Source organism: Allotamlana fucoidanivorans, from assembly GCF_045788535.1.
GTDB classification, from domain to species: Bacteria; Bacteroidota; Bacteroidia; order Flavobacteriales; family Flavobacteriaceae; genus Allotamlana; species Allotamlana fucoidanivorans.
The window spans coordinates 1,781,441-1,793,752 of record NZ_CP074074.1 but is presented as its reverse complement, the minus strand read 5'-3'; the positions used below and the strand labels follow the sequence as shown (position 1 = coordinate 1,793,752).

Below are 12,312 nucleotides of genomic sequence, written 5' to 3'. Positions count from 1 at the left end.
CTGCAAAATTATCGATTAGTATAATGCCGAAAAGTTAAAAAAAACCTAAAAGACTAGTTTTCAAAAGCCTCAATTTCCATCTGAACAGTTTCCCATTGCGCCATAAGATCTTCTAAATCTGATTTTAATTTTTGATAACTATCAAAGAAGTAAGGCTTAGATGTAGTTTCTTCATAATTAATCTCCAATTCAACATCAATCGCTTTAATCTTTTTTTCTAATTGATTTATTTTAGATTCTACATTGCTCAATCTATTGTTCAAAGATTTTAACTTTTTTTGGTCTTCATAAGACGTTTGTTTCTTTTCCTTTGGTTCTTGTTTCACCGCTGTGCGCTTTTCTACCTCCCTTAAACTTTCAACCTTACGTTGTTCTAGGTAATAGTCAATATCTCCTAAATACTCTTTGATTTTATGATCTTTAAACTCATACACTTTATTGGTGAGGCCTTGTAGAAAATCACGATCATGCGACACTAAGATAAGGGTTCCTTCATAACGCTTTAAAGCCTCTTTTAAAACATTCTTAGATTTAATATCGAGATGGTTGGTCGGCTCATCCATAATAAGCACATTAAAGGGTTGTAACATTAACTTAGCCAAAGCCAATCTATTACGTTCACCCCCAGAGAGTACACTTACGTATTTATCAACCTCTTCTCCTCTAAATAAAAACGATCCTAAAATATCACGAACCTTACTCCTGTTGGTTTCATTAGCGGCATCAATCATGGTTTCATGAACAGTTTTATTACCATCAAGATACTCTGCTTGATTTTGAGCAAAATACCCTAGTTGCACATTATGTCCTAATTTTAATGTGCCTCGATACTTAACGTCACCAACCATAATCTTTGCCAGTGTAGATTTTCCCTGACCATTCTGGCCTACAAAAGCTGTTTTACTATCACGTTCAATCAACAAATTAATGTTTCTCAAAACTTCATTATCGCCATAACTTTTTGAAACGCTTTCAGCCTCAACCACCACTTTTCCGGGGGTAATAGAGACTGGAAAATTTAAAGTCATTACGCTATTATCATCTTCATCAACCTCAATCCTATCAATCTTATCAAGTTTTTTTATTAACGATTGCGCCATAGTTGCTTTTGAAGCCTTAGCCCTAAACTTTTCAATCAGTTTCTCGGTATGCTCAATTTGCTTCTGCTGATTTTTTTGTGAAGCCAATTGCTGGGTTCTTAATTCTTCACGCAACACTAAATACTGAGAATATGGTTTAGGATAATCATAAATGCGGCCCAATGATATTTCTATTGTGCGGTTGGTTACATTATCTAAAAACATTTTATCGTGCGATACGATTACCACAGCTCCTGTATATCCTCTTAAAAAATTCTCCAACCAAATAATAGATTCAATATCAAGATGGTTGGTTGGCTCATCAAGTAGCAAAATATCATTATTCTGAAGTAATAATTTAGCCAACTCAATACGCATGCGCCACCCTCCAGAAAAAGTATCGGTGAGTTTATCAAAATCTTCCCGCTTAAATCCTAAACCTTGTAAAATCTTTTCGGTGTCTCCTTGGTAATTGTACCCACCTAGCACTTCATATTGATGTTGCAGATCATTGATATCGATCATTAATTGATGATAGCTGTCACTTTCATAATCTGTGCGCTCTGCCATTTGAGTATTAACCTCTTCCATCTTGGCTTCTAAGGTCTTTATCTCAGTAAATGCTTCATAAGATTCTTCAAGCACTGTTCTCCCTTGAATAAAGTCTATATCCTGCTTTAAAAACCCAATTTTGAGTTCTTTATCAGCAGCTATTTGCCCTGTATCAGGCTCCATTTCCTTTGATAAAATTTTAAGCATTGTTGATTTACCAGCTCCATTTTTACCAATAAGCCCAACTCTATCACCGTTCCCTAACTTAAAGGTAATGTCTTCAAAAAGGTATTCTCCTTGAAATGAAATGGATAAATTATGAATGTTCATCATAGAAATGTAACTTTTGTCACCGTGCTTTTTATATATAAACCGTATTTTAGCAAGGAGATTGCGCAGCAAAAATACACAAATTATATGTTTAAAAAAGGATCAAAACTTTATAGTATTTTTACGGGAACTTGCCCGAAGTGCCATGAAGAATCGATGTTTAAAAATAAGAATCCTTATATACTTTCGGAAGCTTTAGACATGTATGAAACCTGCTCAAACTGCGGCACAAAGTACAAAATAGAGCCCTCTTTCTTTTACGGCTCTATGTATGTTAGTTATGCCGTTGGTATTGCCTTTGCTGTTGCTGCCTTTATTATTTCATTCTTTGTTTTTAATGCAGATATTAACACGGTTTTTATCTCTATTGTGATTACCCTTATAGTTTGTATGCCTATCATTTTAAGGCTTTCAAGAAATATTTGGATTAACTTTTTTATGAGTTACGATAAATCTTTGGCTAAAAAACAATAAGCCATCACATAATCCTGATTTTTTATAAAAAACTCAAATTAGGCAGTTTATATAACATTATATGAAACGGTCTATATTTATTTCTTTATCTAGAGGGATATTCTTTTCAATAAAGTCAAAAAGTTGTTTTGCTACATACGGACCAATCATAACACCTCGCGTGCCTAAACCATTTAAAACATACATGTTTTTTTGCTCCTGGTGTCTTCCTACCAACGGCCTTCTATCTTTTACAGTAGGTCTAATTCCAGCTACTTGATCAACGACCTCAAACGAACAGTTGATTATTTTTTTTAGTTTATTTAATAAGTCTTCCTTAGCTTTTAGACTTACTTGGTTACTTAAGTCTTTCCATTCATAAGTAGCCCCAACAATATATAAATCTTCTCCCATAGGAATTAAAAACACCGCCGACTTTAAAACAAAATCAATTTGCAATTCGGGTGCGTGAATGACCAGTAGTTCGCCCTTAGCTGGATTAAGGGGTAACTGGTTAAAATACGGATTCTTTGTTATACCATATCCTTCAGAAAACACAATATTTGACGCTTGAATCCCCTTATAATACAACTTTTCTTCTTTACTCCTGATATCTTCATATTGAAACGAATCGCTATAAAACGCACCCTTATTCTTTAAATCGGAGACATAAGCTTCAATAAGTGTTTTTACTTCAATCCGTCCCGTATGTAACACCTCTCCAAATCCATAGGATGCCTCAATAGCAAGGTTGTTATTCTTAATAATTTTAGGAGAAAGAAATTCTGAAAGATTAAGCTTATCGGATGCGCCAAACCAATCATTTTGTTCTTCTAAAGATGCAAATTTTCTATAAACAGGTAGTTTATAATCTATTTGAATACCAAGTTCTTTTTCAATTTTAGCGTAAAGTGGCAAGGCCAAATCGAGTTGTTCTTTGCTTTTCCATACTGTTGTAAATCGTTTTAAAACAACGGGATTATACAATCCACCGGCCACCATAGAAGACTGCTGTGAGCTATTATCAAAAACAACAAAACTTTTCTTATGCGCCTTTAGTTGTTCACAAAAAGACACGCCTGCAAGCCCCAGACCTACTACTATATAATCTACTTTCATAGTTTCGCAAATATACTGAGAAAACCATTTTTATATTTAGTAAAAACAAAAAAAGACCCGCTTAAATATAAGCAGGTCTTTTCGTTTATAATTCTATGGGACTAATAGGTCCACATATCAAGCTCAAAATCTCTAATTTTATTCTTTATTCTTTCTGATTCTAACAATTGCATTAAAGCATTTTGTGAAACATATTCTGTAACAGCTCGGTCATTTTGCACATTTTCTTCTCTAAAAATATAACCTTGAAAACGTCTAGCATTTAACAAATGATCAAATGAAAAAGGCATAGAACTGTTTGAATTGTTGAATGATTTTGCTTCATGCAATACTTCTCTTGCATCAGGAAACCAAACCCAAAATAATGGCACTAAGTCTGGGCTATCTGTATCAATGAAATTAACATCTGGTGCTACTGGAGCAATACCAAGTAATCTATATTTCATTTCGGCCTGACGTTTATCAAAATACCACAAACCTTTAATGTGATACTCTTTAATATCGGCAGCCGTAATGGTTCTTCTATTAATATACTCAGCAGACAATTCTTCTCCTGCATTGATTTGTTCAATACCCAACTCGGTTGTATCAACCATAGTTAACGCAGCTTCAATATCTTTTAGCGTTCTCTTGGTAGTAAAATAAGAATCATCATAGATGTTTTCAATAGTTCCATTTTTGATGTTTTTCATTAACACATCATATAATGAACGTCTGTCTTTACCAATGTTATTGGTGTCAATGGGATAATATAGTGGAAAATTTGCTCTTTCATCAAGCGATATTTTTTCCCAAACCATTTTTGAAAACAAGATATCTCTGTCATCAACATATCCATATTCTAAAGGTTTATCATTATCTACCGCTTTTTGACTAGCTGTTCTCACACCTATTTCATCAGGAGTCTTAGCATTTAAGATATTTGCCTGAGCAAACAGAGTTGTTGCTGTAAAAGCAGTTGCAACGGTTAATAAAAAACTTCTTAATTTCATCTTATTCTTATTTTTCATTAAAAATTCCATGGCCATAACCAAACATTATGGCCATAGTATTAGTTTGTTAATTCAACAAAAACAGGCGATACTTTTTTAAGTATTACACTTACACCACTAGCTTTTGCCTCGATATCAAATATTTGGATACCAGAACCTCGTTTTGCCTTAGCAAGTGCTTGTTGCGCTCTACCATCTAACTTATTTCCTTTTACATTGATAGTTGGCTGCCCTGGTACTTTAAATTTAAATCCTGTAACTTTTAAAGGTAACTCAAAATCAAAATCATCAAATTTAGCTCCAATGGTAGATATTTTAAGTGAGCTACGTTGCATTTTTAACGCACCATCTTCACCTCTAACTGTTCCTGTTGGTTTCGGTAAATCTTTAATTCTGAACTTAGCATTATCACTAACTTTTCCACCATCAGGTAAAGTTCCCGTTACATTAATAGTAACTTCTCTACCTCTAATACTTGTGGCATCCATTACATAGCTACTTCCTGAAGTTCTACTTAAACCTTGGGCACTGGCAGAGACTTTATTATCAGGAATACCAGCAAATGAAATGGTCATTGGGTTTTTAACACCACGATATACTACATTCATTTTATCAGCCGAAATAGTAGCTGCATTTGGTTTTGCTACGGTTGCAAATGACGAGTTTACAGGAACTTCAATTTCTTCACCATCTTCACCAAAAATAAGTTTCCCTTCAATTTTGTGTTCTCCAACACCACCGGTACCCACTTTCAATTTCACTTTACCATCTTCAATAGTATACTGATCTTCGGAAAGTTTTCTACCATCTAAAGTTAACTCAACTCTTTTTGGTTTAGTTGATGCATCTTTTCTACCTAGAACGATTTCTCCATCAAACTGCTCACCGTTAAAGTAAGCTGATTTAGAAGTTTCCATTAAGGTAGTATAGTTTGTCATAGACACCTCACTAGATAAGGTTCCTTGTAACATAGTTGCCAAAACTTCTGATTCAGTATTCTTGATATCCGCTTGAAGTTGTGTCATTTTTGTTAAAGAAGCTACCAAAGGAAAACCCTTGTAATGATAGTCTAACCATCTTACTTTTCGTCCATCACGGTTTGTAACTTCTTCTGTACTAAACTCAGATTTCACTTCTGCAATTACAGATTCCATTCCTTTTTCTGAAGATAAAATTTCTACAACGCCTTCTCTAAAGCCATTAATATGATCAAGAAACTTTTGACCTTCTTCTTTGATTATATCTCCTTTAAAAAAGTTTTCGTCTAGGTAATCGCCTTTATCCATAATCTCATAGTCGGTTGGATCATCAATCTTGGCGGTCATTTTACCTTTCAACTCTTCTAAATAAGTATCAAACTCTTCTGCCAATTTATCAATGGACTCTGCTTTAGCTTTTAAGTGTTCATACTTTTCAGGCTGATCTGAAGCTTTTTGCTCTAAACTCGCCATAAAATTGTCATTCTGCTGGGTTGAAGCAACGTTTGACTTCGTTAACTTTTCGTTCATTAATCCGAAGGCTGAAAGCACCTCCTTTGACATATTTAATGCTAGCATTGCTATAAATATTAAATACATCAGATTAATCATTTTCTGTCTGGGTGATAAATTTCCTGCTGCCATGTTAATTAGGTTTTTGGTTAATTAATTTTGATTTGGGTTTATTAACACTCCTAATTATTTACTCATTGCAGACAGCATACCACCATATACACCGTTTAACGATGATAAATTAGACGCTAAAGATTGCATTTGCTCTTTTAACTTTGCAGCATTCTCGATTGACTCTTCATTAATTGTAGCTTGCTTATTTACACTTTCTAATTGCATTTTGTATAAGCTATTTAATGATTCCATTTGAGCCGCAGCTAATGATAATTCTTCACCATATTTCTTAGTTGCTTCAATAGAATCTGCAGTAGAACTCATATTTTTTGCCGCACCTTCAAAGTTTTTGATGCTTTCTCCTAAGCTAGCAATTAATTCTCCATCAATTTTAGCTTCTCTTAATAAGTCATCTAATTTTTTTGATAGTAAGCCTTGTGCATCTTGGTTAGCTTCTTTCTTTGAAGCTTGTCCTCCTGCTAACTCTGGATATACTAAAGACCAATCTAATTCTTCATCAACAGGTTCAAATGCTGATAATGCAAATATAATTGCCTCAGTTACAAGACCAATGGTTAACATAACATTACCTGTTAACGGTCCAATTTCAAAATGAATAATCTTAAATAAGGCACCAACAATTACAATTGCTGCTCCTAATCCGTAAGCCATATTCATGAATTTTTTGTTTGCTTTTGACTTTGCCATAATTTTCGGTTTTAAAATGTTAAGTAGGTTAATACTTAAGTAGGTTAATTAATAGTTTATAATTGATTTGATTTAACACAAATTAGTTTCCGCTCTTGGTTACTTTTGTCCCCATGTAATCTTGAACGGTTCTGAAACCAATGTAACTTCTTGCTGAATCAGCATATTCGTAATCTCTTGAACTTACTTGTAAAAAGTATGCTACGTCTTTCCAAGATCCTCCTCTTACAATCTTACGTTGATTATCATTATCATTAACACTCGGGTTAATGGTAGAGGTGTACTCATAAGATGATGGATCATAGGATGCATTTACCCATTCGGCCACATTACCAGCCATATTATATAGATTATAATCATTTGGCTCGTAAGACTTCGCTTCAACGGTGTAAAGTGCTTGGTCTGCTGCGTAATCCCCTCTTACAGGTTTAAAGTTTGCCATAAAACACCCTCTATCGCTCTTTGTATAAGGCCCTCCCCAAGGATAAGTAGCAGCTTGTAAACCGCCTCTTGCGGCATACTCCCATTCTGCTTCAGAAGGTAACCTGAATGTATTAACAGGTGATGTACCTTTTTTTGATTTTAAATAGCTATTCTTATTAATAGTTCGCCACTCACAAAATGCTTTAGCTTGTTTCCAAGTAACACCAACTACAGGATAATCACTATAGGCATCATGCCAGAAATAATCATTATGCATAGGCTCATTATAAGAATAGGCGAAATCTCTAATCCAAACAGTAGTATCTGGATACACTTCAATTTCTTCCTTTATAATAACGTCTTTACGCTTAACACCTCTACTTCTAGCGGCTTCTTGAATATCCATATGACTGTATTGAAACTTGAATTTAGTCACATCCCAAGTACGCTGTCCGTTATAAGATTCTTCAAGCGGTAAATACATAGTATCCATAACTTCAGTATAATATTCATCTGGATATTCTGAAGTATCAAAAACTAGATCTACATCTTTGTTTATTTTTCTTCCTTCGTACCCTGTTGGACCTAAGCCAGTATAGTTTTCAAACATATACTTCTCATAAACAGACATATTGGCTGTATCTGCATCTTTAAATGCATACTCTCCAATACCTCCATCCTCAGGAGTCATACCAACCTCATCAGCTAGTACCGCGAGTTTCATTCTTACAATTGAATCTCTTACCCAATTCACAAATTGGCGATATTCGCTATTGGTGATTTCTGTTGCGTCCATGTAAAAGGCTCTAACAGTTACTGTTTTTGCAGGAGCATCTTGAACGCCAGCCAGATCATCGTCTGCCTTACCCATTATAAATGCTCCTCCAGGAATAAGTTCCATACCATAAGGTTTTTCTGGATGCCATTTTTTCCCTTTGACACCTACCAGCTCGCCTCTATCTTTAGAGCCACAGCTGGCAAGAATTACTAATACTCCGGTTAATAATAAAAGCTTCTTCATATCTATAGTAAACTCGAGGTTAAATTATTTAGCTTGATTTTCGAGAGCGTAAACATATTTATATATTTTCGAAAAAACAACTTTTTATCTAAAAAAATGTCGTTTCATCGTAAAAAAATGTCATTTCACCGATGAAATTAACAGTTTAACCAGTATTCCCCTTTCAAACACAATTCTTCTGAAAGGCTTTATACCAGCGCTCTGGCACCTTATTGTTACAGGCATCTAGATAATCTTGATGCATGCAAGGTAATAACGTATGTCTTTTCAATTTATTATTGACTTCAGCCAAAAAAGGGATTTCAATCCACCATCGGCCTGTTTTGTTACTTTTATAAAAAATCAGTTCTTCATCATCCACCAACGTTATAAACTTCTGATAACTGTTTTCATCAGAGAAATCATCGTCAGTCACTCTAAAATTAACGCCCTCTACAAAATACCAGATCATCTGAGCCATCAACATGGAGGTCATCTCATCATCTTTAGAAGGCTTATACTCATAAATTCCAAAAGAAGACACCTTATTACTTATACCAGCATATCTGGCTATGGCACAAATTTCTTTACCATCCAGACCATTGGGTGAATATCGCTGATGCAGGCTTAGCTCAGAGCCTTTAACAGCATTCAAATCTATGCTAACAATATTTGCGTCTCGCAGTACAGGCTCTGCCAAAGTAATATCACTTGATATTTCACCTAACCTATAGGATTCAAAATACAAACTATCCATTAAATCTTTTTCCTCTTGAGAATTAAAGTAGGTTTGATACCCAATAGTAGCATAGTTGAATAAGTTATAAGGCTCGTCAAGGATTATTTTTCCCACAAAACTATTATTCTTGATTGGTTTTGTAGAATCTCCCAGATTGAACTGCGCATCAACATTTACAATATTAACCATAGGAATAAGCGTATCATAAGCTCTGTAATTAGCATATGTTAAATCTTGAGAACCTCCTATAACTACTGGTATAATTTTCTTTCCTACCAGAATACTAATAGATTCTTTTAAAGCAAAATAGGTGTCTTCAACGGTTTCTCCCCTATTGATATCGCCCAAATCGGCTATTAAGGTATTCCAACTCCCTGGAAATAGACTATAAAAAGACTTCCTAATTTCATTTAACTGAAACTCTTCCCCTATATAGTTGATATCATTTCTGTTTTCAAGCACACCAATGATAGCTATTGCTACACCTTCTAAATCGGGAATACCCTGTTGAGCAGAGTGAATTTTCAACTTTCTTCCTAAAGCATGAGGCGAAAGCAGTTCATTATGAGCAAGTACTAAATCTGAAACTGGAGATAAGAAATTAAAATTCATATGGCCTTAAAACTATTTGTGGGAATCGTTTTTTATCGATTCCCACAAATATTAAAAGAATTTATGATTTTTCTCATTCAGTTTACATAAAAATAATGTAGAATAATTAGTAATTACACAATTATCTGAATATCAAACCAAATAACTCATATAATACTTCACATCATTTCTTCTTAGCCGTTGTTTTCTTTTTGGCTGTCGTTTTTCGTTTTGTTGGCTTTTTCTTAGGTGCATTGGCTTCTATAATAGCTTTTGCTTCATCTAAAGTCATTTCAGAAACATCAACAGTTTTTGCCAATTCAACTTTTACTTTTCCTTGTATCACATGATGTCTTCCCCAACGTGCTTTTTCAACCCTTATACCTTCGGCTTCCCAACTATGAACTACCTTATCAATTTCTTTTTGAATCTTGGTTTCAATCAGTTCAACAATATCTTCATCTGATAGATTATCCCAGTCGTATTTTTTATTGACATTAATGAACATATTGTTCCATTTTATATAAGGGCCAAATCTACCTTTCCCCTTTTGAACAGGTAAATCTTTGTATATATATATAGGAGCATCTGCCTTTTGCTTCTCTTTTATTAAAACAATAGCGTCATCTAAATCTACACTCAAAGGGTCAGTTCCTTTTGCAAGCGATACAAAAGCATCACCAAATTTTACATAAGGACCAAAACGGCCATTATTAACTTGAACTTCTTCGCCCTCATATTTACCTAACGTTTTTGGCAACTGAAACAAGTCCATAGCCTCTTCATAGGTAATTGTATTTAATTGTTGGTCTGGACTTAAACTGGCAAATTGCGGTTTTTCTTCATCATCAACCGTACCTATTTGAACCATTGGCCCAAAACGCCCTAAACGTACGCTCACCTGCTTCCCCGTTTTAGGATCTGTTCCTAAAATACGCTCTCCAGACTCTCTATCTGCATTTTCCTTTACATCTTCAACAACAGGATGAAACTCTTTATAAAAAGATTTCATCATTTCAGTCCAATCTTCATTACCTTCCGCAATTTCATCAAAATCAGCTTCTACTTTGGCGGTAAAGTTATAGTCAAGAATAGCATCAAAATGATTTACTAAAAAATCGGTTACAATCATTCCTATATCGGTAGGCACCAACTTTCCTTTATCTGAACCTACTTTTTCAGTTAAGGTTTTATCTTTTACAGCGCCATTGCTTAACGTTAGCTGTGTGTAACTACGCTCTACCCCTTCTACAGTACCTTTTTCAATATAATTTCTTGCCTGTATAGTTGAAATGGTTGGAGCATATGTTGATGGACGTCCAATACCCAATTCTTCTAATTTTTTAACTAAAGACGCCTCTGTATATCTTGCTGGTGGACGCGTATAACGTTCTGTTGCCGTAATGTAATTATTTAATAAAGTTTCATTGGTTTTCATAGCTGGCAAGACACCATCCTGTTCTGTATCTTCATCATCAGTACCTTCTAAATACACCTTTAAAAAGCCATCAAACGTGATAACCTCTCCATTTGCTGTAAAGGTTTCTCTGTGTGTTGAGGCACTAATTTTAACGTTAGTACGCTCTAGCTCGGCCTCGCTCATTTGAGATGCAATAGCTCGTTTCCATATTAACTCATACAGTCGTGCTTGATCTCTATCTATATTAACGCTATGTGTAGCAAAACTGGTTGGTCTTATAGCCTCATGCGCCTCTTGAGCTCCCTTTGCTTTACCTGTATAGTTCCTTGGTTTACTATATTTGGCTCCATAAGCGTTCTTAATTTCTTCTTCAGCTCCTTTCCTTGCTTCATCCGATAAGTTAACACTATCTGTTCTCATGTACGTAATTAACCCTTCCTCATACAAGCGTTGCGCTAAAGTCATAGTTTTACCTACTGAAAAATACAATTTACGAGAAGCTTCTTGCTGTAATGTTGAGGTAGTAAATGGCGCTGCAGGTGATTTTTTTGCTGGTTTTTTTTGTAAATCAGCTACCTTAAATCCTGCTGTAGCATTCTGCTCTAAAAATTTTAAAGCTTCTTCTTTTGAGGAAAAATTCTTTGGAAGCTTCGCTTTAAACGTTTGCCCGTCTTCATTTGAAAACTCTGCATCGATTCTATATGAGGCAACGGGTTTAAAATTTTCAATTTCCCGTTCTTTCTCAACAATTAAACGCACCGAAACAGATTGCACACGCCCTGCTGACAAACCACCTTTAACTTTACGCCAAAGCACAGGAGACAACTCATACCCCACAATTCTATCTAAAACACGTCGGGCTTGTTGTGCATCTACTAAATCATAATCAATACCTCTAGGATTCTCAATTGCTTTTTGAATGGCTGATTTAGTAATTTCATGAAAAACAATACGCTTTGTTTTTTCTTTGTCCAATTTTAAAGTCTCAGCCAAATGCCAAGCAATAGCTTCTCCCTCTCGGTCTTCATCACTTGCTAACCAAACGGTTTCTGCTTTTTTAGCAAGGTCTTTTAATTTTTTAACAACTGCTTTTTTATCTTTAGAAACTTCATATTTGGGTTTAAAATCACCATCAACATTAACCCCTAATTCTTTAGAAGGCAAATCTGAAATGTGCCCAAAACTAGACTCTACTTTAAAGTCTTTTCCTAAAAATTTTTCAATGGTTTTTGCTTTTGCGGGTGACTCTACTATCACTAAATTCTTCGCCATACTTCACTTTTTGAAGGTACAAATGTATAT

At 34.8% G+C, this 12,312-nt stretch carries 9 protein-coding genes; 1 reads left to right on the top strand and 8 read right to left on the bottom strand.

Annotated features, from left to right (window positions below):
• Nucleotides 1-53: 53 nt before the first annotated feature.
• Nucleotides 54-1,964 carry an ATP-binding cassette domain-containing protein gene (locus KFZ70_RS08250; protein WP_139697319.1) on the bottom strand — a complete coding sequence of 637 codons (1,911 nt, stop codon included), beginning with the start codon at nt 1,962-1,964 and terminating at the stop codon, nt 54-56.
• A gap of 84 nt (nt 1,965-2,048) precedes the next feature.
• Here KFZ70_RS08250 and KFZ70_RS08245 point away from each other — a divergent pair, with 84 nt between their 5' ends.
• Nucleotides 2,049-2,435 (top strand): DUF983 domain-containing protein, encoded by a 387-nt coding sequence (locus KFZ70_RS08245; protein ID WP_139697664.1) that lies wholly within the window; start codon nt 2,049-2,051, stop codon nt 2,433-2,435.
• A gap of 57 nt (nt 2,436-2,492) precedes the next feature.
• Here KFZ70_RS08245 and KFZ70_RS08240 read toward each other — a convergent pair whose 3' ends face one another.
• The 7 genes from KFZ70_RS08240 to topA form a co-directional block, all read right to left on the bottom strand.
• A complete protein-coding gene (locus tag KFZ70_RS08240; protein ID WP_139697321.1) occupies nt 2,493-3,533 on the bottom strand; it encodes an FAD-binding oxidoreductase in 1,041 nt (346 codons plus the stop codon).
• Between the two features lie 101 nt (nt 3,534-3,634).
• Nucleotides 3,635-4,525: a gliding motility protein GldN gene (gene gldN, locus KFZ70_RS08235; protein WP_139697323.1), complete on the bottom strand. Its 891-nt coding sequence runs from the start codon at nt 4,523-4,525 to the stop codon at nt 3,635-3,637.
• A 59-nt stretch (nt 4,526-4,584) separates the two neighbouring features.
• Nucleotides 4,585-6,147, bottom strand: a complete 1,563-nt coding sequence (gene gldM, locus KFZ70_RS08230; RefSeq protein WP_139697326.1) for a gliding motility protein GldM — start codon at nt 6,145-6,147, stop codon at nt 4,585-4,587.
• A gap of 54 nt (nt 6,148-6,201) precedes the next feature.
• Entirely contained in the window at nt 6,202-6,837 is a 636-nt protein-coding gene (gldL, locus tag KFZ70_RS08225) for a gliding motility protein GldL (RefSeq protein ID WP_139697328.1), read from the bottom strand.
• Nucleotides 6,838-6,919: 82 nt separating this feature from the next.
• Nucleotides 6,920-8,281, bottom strand: coding sequence for a gliding motility lipoprotein GldK (gene gldK / locus KFZ70_RS08220; protein ID WP_139697331.1), 1,362 nt, complete (start codon nt 8,279-8,281; stop codon nt 6,920-6,922).
• 163 nt (nt 8,282-8,444) lie between these two features.
• Nucleotides 8,445-9,611, bottom strand: coding sequence for a formimidoylglutamase (locus tag KFZ70_RS08215; RefSeq protein ID WP_139697333.1), 1,167 nt, complete (start codon nt 9,609-9,611; stop codon nt 8,445-8,447).
• Nucleotides 9,612-9,774: 163 nt separating this feature from the next.
• Nucleotides 9,775-12,282, bottom strand: coding sequence for a type I DNA topoisomerase (topA, locus tag KFZ70_RS08210; protein ID WP_139697335.1), 2,508 nt, complete (start codon nt 12,280-12,282; stop codon nt 9,775-9,777).
• Nucleotides 12,283-12,312 lie beyond the last annotated feature (30 nt).

What these genes read in the sequence shown, in the direction of transcription:
- gldN (WP_139697323.1), bottom strand. Translation starts at nt 4,525, where the DNA reads ATGAAATTAAGAAGTTTTTTATTAACCGTTGCAACTGCTTTTACAGCA.
- KFZ70_RS08250 (WP_139697319.1), bottom strand. Translation starts at nt 1,964, where the DNA reads ATGATGAACATTCATAATTTATCCATTTCATTTCAAGGAGAATACCTT.
- KFZ70_RS08215 (WP_139697333.1), bottom strand. Translation starts at nt 9,611, where the DNA reads ATGAATTTTAATTTCTTATCTCCAGTTTCAGATTTAGTACTTGCTCAT.
- topA (WP_139697335.1), bottom strand. Translation starts at nt 12,282, where the DNA reads ATGGCGAAGAATTTAGTGATAGTAGAGTCACCCGCAAAAGCAAAAACC.
- KFZ70_RS08240 (WP_139697321.1), bottom strand. Translation starts at nt 3,533, where the DNA reads ATGAAAGTAGATTATATAGTAGTAGGTCTGGGGCTTGCAGGCGTGTCT.
- gldL (WP_139697328.1), bottom strand. Translation starts at nt 6,837, where the DNA reads ATGGCAAAGTCAAAAGCAAACAAAAAATTCATGAATATGGCTTACGGA.
- gldK (WP_139697331.1), bottom strand. Translation starts at nt 8,281, where the DNA reads ATGAAGAAGCTTTTATTATTAACCGGAGTATTAGTAATTCTTGCCAGC.
- gldM (WP_139697326.1), bottom strand. Translation starts at nt 6,147, where the DNA reads ATGGCAGCAGGAAATTTATCACCCAGACAGAAAATGATTAATCTGATG.
- KFZ70_RS08245 (WP_139697664.1), top strand. Translation starts at nt 2,049, where the DNA reads ATGTTTAAAAAAGGATCAAAACTTTATAGTATTTTTACGGGAACTTGC.